Origin of the sequence: Actinoplanes sp. NPDC049598, from assembly GCF_040675435.1 — a bacterium.
Classification (GTDB): domain Bacteria; phylum Actinomycetota; class Actinomycetes; order Mycobacteriales; family Micromonosporaceae; genus Actinoplanes.
On the sequence record NZ_JBFAOX010000001.1, the window covers coordinates 881,475 to 895,893 of the forward strand.

At 71.8% G+C, this 14,419-nt stretch carries 14 protein-coding genes; 8 read left to right on the forward strand and 6 right to left on the reverse strand.

Annotation, left to right across the window (positions count from 1 at the left end; genetic code table 11):
- Positions 1–2: 2 nt before the first annotated feature.
- Together AB0J66_RS04305 and AB0J66_RS04310 are read right to left on the reverse strand one after the other, a co-directional pair.
- Positions 3–647, reverse strand: a complete 645-nt coding sequence (locus AB0J66_RS04305; protein ID WP_364655534.1) for a GNAT family protein — start codon at positions 645–647, stop codon at positions 3–5.
- On the reverse strand, positions 623–1,216 hold the full coding sequence (locus tag AB0J66_RS04310) for a hypothetical protein (protein ID WP_364655535.1): 594 nt from the start codon (positions 1,214–1,216) through the stop codon (positions 623–625). Before AB0J66_RS04310 ends, AB0J66_RS04305 begins: the two co-directional genes overlap by 25 nt.
- A gap of 118 nt (positions 1,217–1,334) precedes the next feature.
- Here AB0J66_RS04310 and AB0J66_RS04315 point away from each other — a divergent pair, with 118 nt between their 5' ends.
- Positions 1,335–1,991: a nucleotidyltransferase domain-containing protein gene (locus tag AB0J66_RS04315; RefSeq protein WP_364655537.1), complete on the forward strand. Its 657-nt coding sequence runs from the start codon at positions 1,335–1,337 to the stop codon at positions 1,989–1,991.
- 90 nt (positions 1,992–2,081) lie between these two features.
- Here the strand turns inward: AB0J66_RS04315 and AB0J66_RS04320 are convergent, their stop codons facing one another.
- On the reverse strand, positions 2,082–2,519 hold the full coding sequence (locus AB0J66_RS04320) for a hypothetical protein (RefSeq protein ID WP_364655538.1): 438 nt from the start codon (positions 2,517–2,519) through the stop codon (positions 2,082–2,084).
- Positions 2,520–2,622: 103 nt separating this feature from the next.
- Here AB0J66_RS04320 and AB0J66_RS04325 point away from each other — a divergent pair, with 103 nt between their 5' ends.
- From AB0J66_RS04325 to AB0J66_RS04340, 4 genes are read left to right on the forward strand one after another with little or no spacing between them, the layout of a single operon-like run.
- Complete coding sequence (locus AB0J66_RS04325) at positions 2,623–3,483, forward strand: ABC transporter permease (RefSeq protein WP_364655540.1); 861 nt, start codon at positions 2,623–2,625, stop codon at positions 3,481–3,483.
- 14 nt (positions 3,484–3,497) lie between these two features.
- The gene (locus AB0J66_RS04330) at positions 3,498–4,523 is read left to right on the forward strand and encodes an ABC transporter substrate-binding protein (RefSeq protein WP_364655542.1); all 1,026 of its coding nucleotides are present in this window, start codon (positions 3,498–3,500) and stop codon (positions 4,521–4,523) included.
- On the forward strand, positions 4,510–5,451 hold the full coding sequence (locus AB0J66_RS04335) for an ABC transporter ATP-binding protein (protein ID WP_364655543.1): 942 nt from the start codon (positions 4,510–4,512) through the stop codon (positions 5,449–5,451). Before AB0J66_RS04330 ends, AB0J66_RS04335 begins: the two co-directional genes overlap by 14 nt.
- On the forward strand, positions 5,448–6,293 hold the full coding sequence (locus AB0J66_RS04340) for a TauD/TfdA family dioxygenase (protein ID WP_364655545.1): 846 nt from the start codon (positions 5,448–5,450) through the stop codon (positions 6,291–6,293). Before AB0J66_RS04335 ends, AB0J66_RS04340 begins: the two co-directional genes overlap by 4 nt.
- A gap of 186 nt (positions 6,294–6,479) precedes the next feature.
- Here the strand turns inward: AB0J66_RS04340 and AB0J66_RS04345 are convergent, their stop codons facing one another.
- Positions 6,480–7,640: an NAD(P)/FAD-dependent oxidoreductase gene (locus AB0J66_RS04345; protein WP_364655547.1), complete on the reverse strand. Its 1,161-nt coding sequence runs from the start codon at positions 7,638–7,640 to the stop codon at positions 6,480–6,482.
- Between the two features lie 80 nt (positions 7,641–7,720).
- Between AB0J66_RS04345 and AB0J66_RS04350 the strand changes: the two genes are divergently transcribed.
- Positions 7,721–8,395 carry a TetR/AcrR family transcriptional regulator gene (locus AB0J66_RS04350; RefSeq protein WP_364655548.1) on the forward strand — a complete coding sequence of 225 codons (675 nt, stop codon included), beginning with the start codon at positions 7,721–7,723 and terminating at the stop codon, positions 8,393–8,395.
- 258 nt (positions 8,396–8,653) lie between these two features.
- Complete coding sequence (locus AB0J66_RS04355; protein ID WP_364655550.1) at positions 8,654–9,550, forward strand: hypothetical protein; 897 nt, start codon at positions 8,654–8,656, stop codon at positions 9,548–9,550.
- Positions 9,551–9,689: 139 nt separating this feature from the next.
- Here the strand turns inward: AB0J66_RS04355 and AB0J66_RS04360 are convergent, their stop codons facing one another.
- Entirely contained in the window at positions 9,690–11,000 is a 1,311-nt protein-coding gene (locus AB0J66_RS04360; protein ID WP_364655551.1) for a sulfite oxidase, read from the reverse strand.
- Between the two features lie 47 nt (positions 11,001–11,047).
- On the opposite strand from AB0J66_RS04360, the gene AB0J66_RS04365 reads away from it, so the two are divergent.
- Positions 11,048–12,187 (forward strand): LLM class flavin-dependent oxidoreductase, encoded by a 1,140-nt coding sequence (locus tag AB0J66_RS04365; protein WP_364655553.1) that lies wholly within the window; start codon positions 11,048–11,050, stop codon positions 12,185–12,187.
- Between the two features lie 220 nt (positions 12,188–12,407).
- On the opposite strand, the gene AB0J66_RS04370 is transcribed toward AB0J66_RS04365, so the two are convergent.
- Positions 12,408–14,417: an MMPL family transporter gene (locus tag AB0J66_RS04370; protein ID WP_364655554.1), complete on the reverse strand. Its 2,010-nt coding sequence runs from the start codon at positions 14,415–14,417 to the stop codon at positions 12,408–12,410.
- Positions 14,418–14,419: the final 2 nt, after the last annotated feature.

The window sequence follows — 14,419 nt, forward strand, 5'->3', positions numbered from 1 at the left end:
CGCTACAGGCCCAGCACGGGTCGGCACTCCTCGACGCAGGACAGCTCGATGTCGGCCCGCCGCCGCGACTCCCACACGTCGCGCGGCAGCCGCCAGCGCAGCAGCTCGGCCGGCTCGCCGCGGCGGGTGGCCCAGTCGGTGCCGTTGCGCAGATAGCCGAGCGCCTCGGACACCCGGTTCGAGGCGTGGTTGTCGGTGAACGCGTCGCTGCCGGCCTCACGGGCGCCGAGGCCCTCGAACGCGAGGTGCAGAATCGCCGCCCGGGCCTCCCGGCCCAGCCCCCGACCGCGTACGCCCGGGGCCAGCCAGGAGAACGTCGTCACCGTGCCCAGCGCGGTGAAGTCACGCCCGACCAGGTCCTGCATGCCCACGGGCTCACCGTCGTCGCAGACCACGAAGTAGAGCCGCCAGAAGTCGGCCCCGACCCGCGAACGGCCGGCCCAGACGCGGCGCATCCACCCCCACTCGCGGGCCGGGCTGTCGTCGTAGAGCGTCATGGGGTCGTCGAACGGCAGCGGTGCGCCCTCGGTGACCACCCCGGCCCGCACGATCGGCACGAGCCGTTCCAGCATCTCGTCGGTGGCGGCGGCGAGCGTCAGCCGTGGCGTGCGCACGGCCAGGTTCAGCGGGGGGTACGCGGAAGGCATCCGCGCACGGTACCGCCGCGGTCAGGCGCCGGGCAGCCGGATTTCCGTGCTGTCGCGGAACGCCGGGACCCGGTACAGGTTCCGTCCGTACCGCTCCAGGTTCGGGTAGGCGCGCAGGTCGGCGCCCGAACGTGCCATCGGTCCAGCTCCTCGATCTCGTCGCGCAGACCCCGGGGGTACGTCTCGACGGGCTCGGCGGCCAGATGACGGAACCGGGTCGCCCGGTCGATGCCGATCGCCGTCGGGTCGTTGCCCGCCACCCGCGAGGTGAAGCGGTCCCACAAGGCCGGCACCCCGGCGTGGCCCTCGAACCCCTCCACCGTCGCCTCGTACGCCTGGCTGAGCAGCGTGAAACCGTTGACCAGGCCGGGGCCGCGGGTCGCGCGGAAGGCCCAGCCGCGCCCGTCACGCTCGTCGTCGACGTACGACATGGTGACGATGTCGTGCAGGCCGGCCAGCTCCCGGGTGATGGCCAGCCGGTGCGTCCACGGGCATCCGGACGTCGACGGGGCTCGCGAGGTGTGTTCGGGCGGACAGCTGCGGCACGAGGGGCCTCCTCCGGTCAACACTGACCCCGTCACCCTGGAGCACCACCGGCCAAAAGACAATAAACTCTATAGGCTAAGTAGGTAATCGGATCGGCGGAAATAGCTGGCGGGGAGTGTCTGCCGGTACCACCCTGGGGCGATGGAACCGCTGGACGCCGCCCGCGCGATCGTGCGCGACCGTTTCCCGTACGCCTCCTGGGCCATGCTGACCGGAAGCGTGCTGGGCCCGGACCGCACGGCCGGATCCGATCTGGACATAGTCGTCATGCGGGAGGACGGCCCCTCGTACCGGGAAAGCCTGTATTTCGAGGGCTGGCCGGTGGAGCTGTTCGTGCAGACGCCGCGCCGGCTCGAGGAGTTCCTCGGGCGTGAACTCGCCGCGCGCAAGCCCAGCACGCATCGCATGCTCGCGCGCGGCGTGGTCCTCACCGGCGACCCCGGGGATCTGCCGTCCCGCTGCGCCCGGGTTCTCGCCGCCGGCCCACCACCGCTCTCACCGGCCGAGAAAGACCGTTGGCGGTACGGGTTGACGGACGCGCTCGACGACCTGGCGCACGTGACCGACCCCGGCGAACGGCTGGTCATCGCCGCCGAGGTGTGGACCGAGGCCGGCCGGGCGGCGCTCGCCTTCGCCGGCCGCTGGATCAGTCGCGGCAAGTGGCTGCTGCGGGAGTTGCGCGAGCTGGACCCGGCCCTGGCCGACCGCTGGCTGGCCGCGCGCGACGAACCGGCGGCCTTCGCCGGCGAGGTCCTCAACCGAGGCGGCGGCCCGTTGTTCGACGGCTACCGCGCCTGAAGTCGGGCGATCGCCGGCAGGTCGGCGCCGAGGCGGAGCCGCTCCAGGAACAGCACGATGGTGGCGGCGACCGTGCGGCACGTCCGCTCATCAATCCGCTGGCCAGAACTGCGCGAGGATCGTCGCGCTGGGCAGCTGGTCCGGCTCGGCCTCGAGGGTGCGCCAGGCCAGCCGGGTGTGCCAGCGGCGGCCCGGTGGCAGCCGGTAGACGCCGGACTGCGCGCCCATGGTGATCTCGTCGATGCCGAGCAGGCCGGAGGGCAGCACGACCTCGACGACGTCGTGCGCCTCCCAATCGGTCTCGTCGAACGGCGCCGGACCGTCCCAGGTCTCGAAGCGTACGGCCGCGCCGAGCACCTCCTCGCCCGGGCATTCCAGATAGATGTTGCCGGGAGTGACGGCGATCCAGTCGCCCAGCGTGTGCGGCGACGGGGGTTTCTCGCCGCCGTCGCTCGCCTCGTCGACGATGCCGACGAGCCGGTGGTCGACGATCACATCGACGTCCTCGAAATTCGTGCGCTCCGTCATGGGTGACCAACCTAGTCCATGGAGTGGGAACCCATCTTGCTCATAGTCGATGGGTCGAGTAGGAATTAGGCGCCCGGTACGGACGTGCCTCCTGGAGTGTCCTGTGACGACTTCGCTCGATGCCCCACCCGCCCTCGCCGCCGAGGTCACGGCGCGGCGCGCCTCGCCCCTGGCCCCGTCCGGCGGCCGCCGGCGGCGGATCGCCCTACGGGTGCTGGCTCTGCTGGTCCTCTATGGACTATGGGAGCTCGCCGCGCGGACGACCAGGAATCCGACCTTCATCCCCTCGCCCGGCGCGGTCTGGCATCAGCTGATCGTCACCTCCAGCGTCCACGACGGGGTACGCGGGTACAGCGGGCACCTGCTCGTCGAGCACCTCGCGGTGAGCCTGCGCCGCATCCTGATCGGCTCGGCCATCGGCGTGGCCGGCGGCCTCGTGCTCGGCCTGCTGATGGGCACCGTGTCGTGGCTGCGGATCGTCACCGAGCCGGTCGTCACCTTCGTGCGGGCGCTGCCGCCGCTGGCCTACTTCAGCCTGTTCATCATCTGGTTCGGCATCGACGAGACCCCGAAGCTGTGGCTGCTCTCCATCGCCGCGCTGCCACCCGTGGCCGTGGCCACCGCGGCCGCCGTGCAGGGCGCTCCGACCGGTCTCGTCGAGGCGGCGCGGGCCCTCGGGGCGGGCCGCTGGCAGATGACCCGCGACGTGACCATGCCGCACGCCCTGCCGGAGATCTTCACCGGGGTGCGGCTCGCGGTCGGCGTCGCGTACAGCTCGGTCGTCGCCGCCGAGACCATCAACGGCGTGCCCGGCATCGGCGGCATGGTCCGCGACGCCCAGCGCTACTCGCAGACCGACGTCGTCGTGCTCGGGCTGTTCGCCATCGGCCTCTCCGGCCTGCTCATCGACGCCCTGCTGCGGACGGCCGAGAACCGGCTGATCCCGTGGCGCGGCCGCGCATAGATAGGGATCCTCTGATGAAGAAGTTGATTTCCGTGTTGGCCGTCGCGGCTCTTTCCGTGGCGGCGTGCGGCAACGGGGCCGCGAGTGGGGGAGCGAGCGCCGACAAGAAGACGATCCGCCTGGCCTACCAGGCCTTCCCGAGCGGCGACCTGATCGTCAAGAACCAGGGGCTGCTCGAGAAGGCGCTGCCGGACTACCAGATCACCTGGACCAAGTTCGACTCCGGCGCCAGCATCAACACGGCCTTCGTGGCCAAGAGCGTGGACATCGCGGCGATCGGGTCCAGCCCGGTGGCCCGCGGGCTCTCGGCGCCGCTCAACATCCCGTACAAGGTCGCCTTCGTCCTTGACGTGGCCGGTGACAACGAGGCGCTGGTCGCCCGCAACGGCAGCGGCGTGACCGACGTGAAGTCGCTGAAGGGCAAGAAGGTGGCGACGCCGTTCGCGTCGACCGCGCACTACTCGCTGCTGGCCGCGCTCGAACAGGCGGGCCTGCAGGAGAAGGACGTGAACATCGTCGACCTCGAGCCACAGGACATCCAGGCGGCGTGGACCCGCGGCGACCTCGACGCCGCGTACACCTGGCTGCCGTCCCTGGCCGAGATCAAGAAGACCGGCAAGGTGCTGATCGCCAGCCGCCAGCTCGCCACCGCGGGCAAGCCCACGCTGGACCTGGGCGTGGTGTCGGCGGCGTTCGCCGACGCACACCCGGAGGCGGTCGACGCCTGGCGCAAGGTGGAGGCGCAGGCCCTCGACACCATCGCCGCCGACCCGGCGGCGGCGGCCAAGGCGGTCGCGGAGGAGCTCAACCTGGACCCGGCCGACGCCGCCGACCAGCTCTCCCAGGGCGTCTTCCTCAAGCCGGCCGACCTGTCCTCCCCGGAGTGGCTGGGCACCGAGGCCGCCGTCGGCAAGCTCGCCGACAACCTGGTCAGCGCGGCCGGGTTCCTCAAGTCCCAGCAGAAGATCGACGCCGTCCCGCCCCTGGTCGACGTCCAGAAAGCCATCTACGTCAAGGGCCTGCCCGATGTCCTCGGCTGACCTCCCACCCGCCGTCGCCGGCCCCCGGTCCTCCGGCCGCCCCGCCTCATTGGCCGGCCACCTCGGCTCATCCTCCGGCCACTCCGCCTCATTGGCCGGCCACCTCGGCTCGTCCGCCGGCCACCCCGCCGGGGCTTCCGGCAGCCCCGGCTCGGGTGCGGGTGTCACGGTCGACGGCGTCGAGCACCGCTATGGCGATGTGACGGCGGTCGGCCCGGTCTCGCTGAGCGTTCCCCGGGGCGAGTTCCTCGTCCTCGTCGGCGCCTCCGGCTGCGGCAAGAGCACCCTGCTGCGCCTGATCGCCGGCTTCGAACAGCCGACATTCGGCACTGTCCGCGCCGGGGGCGAGCAGCCGGTGCCCGGGCGCGGTGCGGGGCTGGTCTTTCAGCAGCCGCGGCTGTTCCCGTGGCGCAGCGTGGGCGGGAACGTCGCGCTGGCCCTGCGGTACGCGGGGTTGCCGGCCACGCCGGACAGAGTCAACCAACTGCTTGAGAGAGTCGGGTTGCACGGCGTGGCCAAGCGCCGCACCTGGCAGATCAGCGGCGGCCAGCAGCAGCGGGTGGCCATCGCGCGGGCGCTGGCCGTGGACAACCCGTTGCTGCTGCTCGACGAGCCGTTCGCGGCGCTGGACGCGCTCACCCGCGAACGCCTGCAGGAGGACCTGCGGCGGGTCAGCCACGAGACCGGCCGTACGTGTGTCTTCGTCACCCACAGCGTCGACGAGGCCGTGTTCCTCGGCAGCCGGGTCATCGTGCTCACCCCGCGCCCCGGCCGCGTCGCCCTGGACCTGCCCGTCGACCTCCCCCGCGCCGGGCTCGCCCCGGACGAGCTCCGCGGCCTGCCCCGCTTCGCCGCCCTCCGTGCCGAGATCGGCGCGGCGGTCCGTTCCCGCTCTTCCGATCAGACCACTGAAGGGGTGTCCGCATGATCAAGGAGTACGAGCAGCTCGGCCCGCACTTCGGCGCCGTGGTGCACGGCGTCGACCTGGCCGCCGCGACCGACGACGACATCGCCGAGATCCGCGCCGCCCTGGTCGACCGCAAGTTGCTGTTCTTCCGCGACCAGACGCTCGACGACGACGGCCAGGTCACCCTGGGCCGGCGGATCGGCGAGCTCACCGCCTCGCACCCGGTGGTCGGCGGCGTCGACGAGGCCCACCCCGAGGTGTACGCCCTGGACAGCACCGACAACGGCTTCGCCGACGTCTGGCACACCGACGTGACGTTCATGCGGCGCCCGCCCCTGGGCTCGATCCTGCGCGCCGTGACCCTCCCGCCGACCGGTGGCGACACGAACTGGGCTGACAGCCAACTCGCGTACGACTCCCTGTCGGAGCCCGTCAAGCAGTTGGTTGACAAGCTCACCGCGGTGCATGACGGCACCCGCGAGTTCGGCTACTACCTGGCCCAGCGCCGTGGCGGCCAGGGCAACGAGTGGGACGGCGAAGTGGTCACGCGTCTCGACCCGGTCGAGCATCCGGTCATCCGGGTCCATCCGGAGACCGGCCGCAAGGGCATCTTTGTCAACCCCGGCTTCACGTCCCACATCACCGGCGTCTCCGAGTTCGAGAGCCGGGCCATCCTCGACCTGCTCTACGCCCACTTGACCAAACCCGAGCACATCGTCCGCCACCGCTGGCGCCCCGGCGACGTCGCCATGTGGGACAACCGCAGCACGGCCCACTACGCCAACCGTGACTACGCGGACGCCCGCCGCGTCATGCACCGCATCACGCTGCGGGGTGACGTCCCGCTAGGACCCACCGCCTGACCTCAGATATCCTCCGTGCGCGGCTGATGCGGCCCACCCGCCGCCGGTCCGGTCCCCGGCCCGGCGGCTCTTGCCGCTCGCTCCTGATCGCGGTTCGGCTGCCTTGGCGGGCAGCCCGACCAGGCGCTGCAGGGCGTCATGAGCAAGCGTTCAGCCTTGGGTTGATGACGTCCGATCGCGTGCCCCTCAGCTCAGAGGCTGTCCGGCCGACCGCGCCTCGTCCTGGTCGGTGCCGTTGATCAGGTTGGCCAGGCCGTAGGGTGCGCGGTCGCCGAAGATGAGGTCGACGGTCTCGTGCGCGGCGACTGCTTCGGCCTCGCTGCGGGCGAACATCACTTCCTCGTACGCGGCGAAGGCGGCCTCGATGTCGCCGGGGTGCGCGGCGATCGCCTCGCCGAGTTCGGCTCCGTCGAGCATGGCGATGTTCGCGCCTTCGCCGCCGGGCAGGGTGACGTGGGCGGCGTCGCCGAGCAGGGTCACCCCGGGCGTACGGATCCAGCGGTGCCGGTCGGGCAGCCGGTAGATGCTGCGCAGGATCGGCGCTGTGTCGGCGTGGACGATCAGGGCGGTCAGCTCCGGCGCCCATTCCGGGAACTCGGCCGCGATCCGCGCCTTCGTGGCGTCCGCGTCGGCGAAGTCGATCCCGGCGAACCACTCCACGGGCCGGTTGAGCACGACGTAGGTGTGGATGATGTCGCCGGCCTCTCGGTGCGCGAGGAAGCCCTTGCCGGGGACCAGCGCGTACATGGCGCCGGGGCCGACTGCTTCGGCCGTCGCGGGATGGCGGTCGTCGACCTCGTACAGGTAGGTGTCGATGTAGCTCATGCCCGCGTACGCCGGCTTCTCGTCCGACAGCAGGCCCCTCACCCGCGACCAGGCGCCGTCGGCGCCCACCAGAGTCTCCGTGGTGACCGTCGAGCCGTCGGCGAACGTGAGCTCGTGCCGGCCTCCGCCGAGGGGCGTCGCCGTGGTGAGCTTCTTGCCCCATTGCACGATGCCGGCGGGCAGTGACTCGATCAGGATGCGGCGGATGTCGCCACGCAGCGCTTCCGGCCGGGCCATGGAGCCGTCGTCGGGAAGCTCGGCGAGCACGGCGCCGTGCTGATCGAGCACCCGCTGGGCGCCGCCGCCCGCGTGGATGATCGCCCGGTATTCCTCGGTGAGGCCGGCGACGGCCAGGGCGCGCTGGCCGTTGTGCTCGTGCAGGTCGAGCTGGCCGCCCTGCGTACGCGCCGCAGCCGACGCTTCCGCGTCGTAGACGGTGACCGGGATGTCGTGCCGGTGCAGGACGCGGGCGAGCGTGAGGCCGCCGAGGCCGGCGCCGACGATCGTGATGTGAGGAGCCATGTTGTTCCTTCCGAAAGTTGGACCGGTGGTCCAATGCGCCAAGGTTGGACCGCCGGTCCAATTGTGTCAAGATGACGAACATGACCCTCCCTACGTCGCGGAACACCCGGCGCAGCGATGCGCTGTCCCGGGAGCGCATCGTCGAAGCGGCCGTCGAGATGCTCGACACGACGGGGGAGGGAGGCCTGACGGTCCGCGCGCTGACGGCGCACCTCTCGACCGGCCGCGGCGCGATCTATCACCACGTCGCCAACAAGGAAGAGCTGCTGGCCGCGGCCACGGACGACATCGTGGTCCGAGTGACGGCCGGCGCCGGTGATGACGAAGACCCGGTGCGGGCCATCCGCGCTCTCGCGCTCGGAATCTTCGACGCGATCGACGCGCACCCCTGGGTCGGTACTCAGCTGTCCCGGGAGCCGCAGCAACCCGCCGTCTTCCGGATCTGGACGGGCGTCGGCACGCAGTTGCAGCGCCTCGGCGTGTCCGGGCCGGCGCTGGCCGACGCCGGGTCGGCGCTCATCAGCTACGTGCTGGGTGCGGCAGCGCAGTACGCCGCCGGGGCCCGGCGGGTGACCAGCGACGCGGACCGCACGGCCTACCTGGAGACCCTGGCGGCACAGTGGGCGCAACACGACCCGGACCCGATCGTGCGGGAAGCGGCGTCTCAGCTCCAGGACCACGACGACCGTGAGCAGTTCCTCGCCGGGGTGGACATCTTCCTGGCCGGTGTCAGCGCCACCAAGACCCGCAGATAGTCATTGCGCCCGGAGGCCCGACGGTCCTCAGCGCGGGCTACTGGCTCCAGGGGCACCATCGCCAGGCTTCCTCGTTCGCACGCCCGTGTAGCGCCGGTGTCCTCGCCTCCGGCCCGCGCCGGCACCGCCCCCGGGGGACATCCGCCGCCGTGGCACCACTCCGAGATCCGGCCCGGTCGTTCTCGACGGTGGGGAACCCGGGGTGTGGATCTCGCGTCGGAGTCTTCGCATGGGTCGGCGGGGGAGGGGGACGGCGTGGTGAGACGGTGGGTTGTCGGGGTGATGGCCGTGGTGGCGCTCGGTGGCTGCGGTACGCCGGCGGCGGGGCCGGGTGAGGAGGCTCCGCCGGTTCCGGTGGATCAGCGGGCACGGGAGGTGCTGGCCGGCTATGAACAGGCGGCCGGGGCGGCCGGGGCGGCCGGTGGCGGCCCGCGCTTCGTACCGGCAGGTGGGTTGACCGGCTATGCCGGCGGGCTGGAGGAAGAGAACGAGGACTACAAGGCGGCGATCGGCGCCGGGCGGATCGAGGCGGCGGTGGTGCTGCCCGCGGCGCCCCGCGAAACGGGCACGGTGGTCTGGGACGGTGCCGCGAAGCTCATGGTGCCGCTGCTCGACGCCGACGAGGCGCTCCATCAGGTGGTCGCCGAGAACGGCGGCGAGTGCGCGGACTGCACGACAGTCCCGGTGACCGGCGCACGGCTGACCACGACCCGGATCTCGACCACCCGCGGCGAAGCCGAGGTGCCCGCGTGGGAGTTCGCTTTGAAGGACAGCGCCTTCCGGATCACGCGGGTCGCGGTTGCGCCGTCGGGGGCAATGACCTACACACCGCCGCCGGGGACCTCGGGTGGGCTGGCTGCCGAGTCGGTGACGGTGTCGGGCCGGACCCTGACCGTCCGGCTCACCGGCTCTCGGGGTCCGGCCAGCGAGCCTTGCGGCGCCGACTACTCGGCCCGGGTGGTCGAGTCCTCTCACGCCGTCGTGGTCATCATCGACGAGCGGCGGTACGGAGACGGCTATGCGGACGACGAACTGTGCACGATGGCCGGTTTCCCGCGCACCGCGACCGTCGAGCTGGCCGAGCCGCTCGGCGAGCGCGCCGTCCTGGACGTCCAGCAGGGAATCCCGATCCCCCTGTCGATCCAGCCGCGATAATCACACCGGCCGCCCCTGAGGACGCGCCGGCCGGTGGCTTCCATTCGTCAGCGGCATGGAGCGGCGGTGGAGAGCCGGTGGGGCCTTGAGGACGGGCCACGGTGGGTATTTGGGAAACCGCGGCCCGTTCTCGCAGGGCTCAAGCCGCGGTGACCGGCACCCTGACGGGGGCGTCGAAGAGGTAGCCGAGGGTGTTGAACCGGGCCACCTCGGGTTGGGTGTTCCCCCGTACGTCGGTGGCGCGGGCCAGCAGCACGTGGTTGCCGGCGGCCGGCCGCCAGTCGACGTGCCAGCGCTGCCAGGCGTTGTCGATGGACGGGCCGGTGAAGCGGGCGCGGCGCCAGGTGGTGCCGCCGTCGGTGCTGACGTCGACCCGCCTGATGCGGCCGGAGGCGGACCACGACCGGCCGGTCAGGCGGGTGCGGGCGCCGGCGGCGAAGGTGGCGCCGGGGTCGAGTTCGAAGGCGCTCTTGATGGACTGACGGTCGAACGGCCGGCCCTCGTCGGGGAAGCCGGGACCGAACAAGCGGTAGAACTGGGTGTTCCACGGGGAGAACAGCGGCTCGTCGGAGACTTCGATCCGGCCGACCCATTTGATCGAGGAAATGCCGATCCAGGAGGGCACGACCAGCCGTACGGGGTGGCCGTGATCCGGTGGCAGCGGGGCGCCGTTCAGCTCGTAGGCCAGGATGACATCGTCCAGCGCCTTGCTGACGGGCATCGGGCGGCGCACGGGACCCAGGTCCACGCCACTGGTGAGGTAGTTCGGGTCGAGGCCGGACGCCTGCACGTCGACGGCGTGCGGGCCGATCCCGGCCTGGCGCAGAACCGTGGAGAGCCGTACGCCCCGCCAGCGCCCGACCCCGACGGCGCCCAGGCCCCAGGCCGTGCCGGAGACGGTCTGGCCCTGCTGGGAGGCGAAGTAGCCGCGGCCGTTGCCGGCGCACTCGATGGTGACCGAGCGGGTGACCGACGGCAGGCGGCGCAAGTCGGCCAGGGTGAAGGTCCGCGGGCCGCCGCGCAGGCCGGCCCCGAACACTTCAAGCGACCAGGTGGCACTGTCAAGCAACGGTGTACTTGTGTGGTTGCGGACGAAGAACCGGTCCACCGGCACGTGGTAGCCGGCGTCCTTGAGGGCCGACCAGCGTGTCTCGGCGTTGGTGCCGAAAACGGTGAAGAGCGAGGGCGGCAGCGGTTTGACGATCGGCCCGGCCGCGAGCGCGGCGCCTGCCCCACCCGAACCGGCGGCGGAACCCGCGGCCGGGGGAGCAGCAGAACCCGCGGCCCGCGAACCGGCGGAGGCGGCGGCCGAAGCGGGTGCGGCCGCGCCGGCCAGACCGGCCGCGCCCACCGCCCCGGCCAGGGCGAAAAGGGTTCGGCGGGAGAAGCCGCGGGCCTGGCCGGCCCGCCACTGCCGGAGCCGCAGCGCATCGTATTCAAACTCATCCATGACCGTTAGCCTATCGATTCGATAGGAGATGGGGATAGGGTGGCGCCATGGACTTTCACTGGTTTCTGCCGACCAACGGCGACAGCCGGGACATCGTCGGCGGCGGCCACGGCGTGCCGGTCGGCGCGGCCGGTGGCGTACGCCCGCTGACCATCGGCTACCTGGGGCAGATCGCGCGCAGCGCCGAGCAGCTCGGCTTCGTCGGCGCGCTCACCCCGACCGGCGCCTGGTGCGAGGACGCCTGGATCACCACGGCCATGCTGAGCGAGGTCACCGAGCGGTTGAAGTTCCTGGTCGCGTTCCGGCCCGGGCTGATCTCGCCGACCCTGGCCGCGCAGATGTCGTCGAGCTTCCAGCGGCTCTCCGGCGGCCGGCTGCTGCTCAACGTGGTGACCGGCGGCGAGTCGAGGGAGCAGCGCCAGTTCGGCGACTTCCTGGACAAGGACGCCCGGTACGCGCGTACGGCCGAGTTCCTCGGGGTTGTCCGCGCGCTGTTCCGTGGCGAGACCGTCGATTTCGCCGGCGAGCACGTGCAGGTCGAGGGGGCCCGGTTGACCAAGCTGCCCGACCCGGCGCCGGACATCTACTTCGGCGGCTCGTCGCAGGCCGCCGGTCCGGTCGCCGCGGCCCACGCTGACGTCTACCTGACGTGGGGGGAGCCGCCGGACGCAGTCAAGCAGAAGCTTGACTGGATCAGGCAGCTCAAGCCGGACATGCGCTTCGGCATCCGGCTGCACGTGATCAGCCGGGACACGTCCGAGGCGGCCTGGCTCGAGGCCGACCGGCTGCTCAAGAACGTCGACGAGAGCGCCATCGCCGCGGTGCAGGCCGGGCTGCGCAAGAGCGAGTCCGAGGGCCAGCGCCGCATGCTCGAGCTGCACGGCGGCAACCGCGACGGCCTGGTCGTGGCGCCCAACCTCTGGGCCGGCGTGGGCCTGGTCCGCGGTGGCGCCGGCACCGCCCTGGTCGGCAGCCACACCGAGGTCGCCGACCGGATCGAGGAGTACGCGGCGCTGGGCATCACCGAGTTCATCCTCTCCGGCTACCCGCACCTGGAGGAGGCGTACTGGTTCGGCGAGGGCGTCCTGCCCGAGCTCGCCCGCCGCGGCCTCTGGCAACACCCCGCAGGCGGCAACGTCAGCGCCACAACCGCCATCCCGTTCGCGGGAGTGCCCAGCCCGTCGTGATGTGTTGACGGCGCTCAGGGCGCGTCATGTTGACGTGTTGACGGCGCTCAGGGCACGTCGTGTTGATCGGGTTGAGGGCGCGACCGTGTGGACATGCTGACCCGAGCTGACGGCGACGACCGGGATGTATCGGCCGCTGGGGAGCGATGGCCGGCGGGGCACAGGCGCCGAAGGCCGCCGCGGTGGATCGCGGCGGCCTTCGAGCGGGTCCGACAGCGGATCAATCCGTCGTGGTCGCGGGAGCAGGGGACGAAGTGGGGGCCGCCTTGGCGGCCGGGTTGCCGGGCCACCAGAAGCGGTCGCCGCAGAGGGCGGCCAGGGCCGGGACCAGGACCGTGCGGACCAGCAGGGTGTCCAGCAGGACGCCGATGCCGACGATGATGCCGATCTGGGTCAGCGTGATGACCGGCAGGACGCCGAGGACCGCGAAGACCGCCGCCAGCAGGATGCCCGCGCTGGTGATGACGCCGCCGGTCACGGCCAGGGCGTGCACCATGCCGTCCCTCGTGCCGCGGGCCGGGGTCTCCTCGCGGGCGCGGGTGACCAGGAAGATGTTGTAGTCGACGCCCAGGGCCACCAGGAACAGGAACGACAGCAGCGGTACGCCCGTGTGCAGCGCCCCGTAGTCCAGCACGTGCCGGAACAGCCACGATCCGGCGCCGAGGGCCGCCCCGAAGCTGGCGATGACCGTGAGCAGGAGCAGCACCGGCGCCACCAGTGCCCGCAGCAGCCCGATCAACACGAGCAACACGAGGATCAACACGACCGGCACGATCACGGTGAAGTCGCGCCGGGCCGCGTCGCGGTCGTCCAGATTGGCCGCCACGCTGCCACCGACCAGCGCCCCTTCGCCGCCGACCCGCGAACGCAGGGCCTTGATCGTGTCGTAGGCCGGCCCGGTGTCCGGCGCCGCCTCCAGCACGGCCGAGATGCTGGCCAGCGAGGCCGTCTGCTCGCCGATGCGGGCCTGCGCGACTCCGGGCGTCTTGGTCACCAGCGCCAGAACTTCGGAGGCACGCGAAGGGGTGGTGATGATCGTGGCCGGGTCGGTGGCCCCGGCCGGGAAGTACTTGCTGACCGTGGTCAGGCCGTCGACCGACTCGGCCTCGACCCGGAACTGTTCCGTCTGCGACAGCCCCAGCCGCGTACCGAACAAGCCCGAGGCCAGCGCGCCCAGAACGACCACCGAGGCCAGCAGGATCGCGACGGGACGTCGCGAGACGCCGCGGCCGACCCGGGCCCAGACGCCGCGCTCGGCCTCGACCCCGGCCTGGCCGACGCGGGGGATGAACGGCCAGAACAGCCCGCGCCCGCAGACCAGCAGCGCCGGCGGCAGCACGAGGAGCGCGAAGATCGCGGCGATGGCGATGCCCGCGGCCCCGGCCACGCCGAGCGCGACGTTGTTGCCGAGGCTGGCCAGCAGCAGTGTGAGCAGCGCCAGGATCACCGTGCCGGAGCTGGCCAGCACGGCCGGCCCGGCGCCCTTGAGGGCCCGGCGCATCGCCTCGAAGCGGTCCTCGTGCCGGTGCAGCTCCTCCCGGTAGCGGGAGATGAGCAACAGCGCGTAGTCGGTGCCGGCGCCGAAGACCAGCACGGTGATGATGCCGTTGGTCGAGGCGTCGATGGCCAGGCTCGTGTGCTGCGACAGCAGGGCCACCACGGAGCTGCTCAGCCGGTCGGCCAGGCCGACCACGGCCAGCGGGACCAGCCACAGGATCGGGCTGCGGTACGTCACGAGCAGCAGCAACGCCACCACGACGACGGTGACGATCAGCAGCCGGGTGTTGGCCCCGGAGAAGCTGTCGGCCAGGTCGGCGGTGAAGCCGGCCCCACCGGTCACCTGCGCGGTCACCCCGGCCGGGGTCTCGGCCCGGAGTTTGTCACGCAACTGGGTGACTGCGTCAACCGTCTGCTCAGCCGAGTAGTCGGCCGGCAGCGGGCGGGAAACCAGGGCCGCGTCCTTGCCGGGAGCCAGGATCGGTGTGCCGAAGCTCCCGATGGTTTCCAGCTCCCCGGCGGTGAACGGTCCCGATTCCTTGGCGAAGACGATCAGCGCCGGGTTGACCTGGCCGGACGGGAGCTGCTTCTCCAGCTCGGCCACCTTGGTCGACTCGGCCGAGGACGGCAGGGTGGCGGTCGGGTCGTTCGCCGTCTCGAGCGGACCGGCGAACGCGAGGACGGCACCCCCCAACAACAACGCCACCACGAGCGTCAGCCAGGCGCGTCGCATGA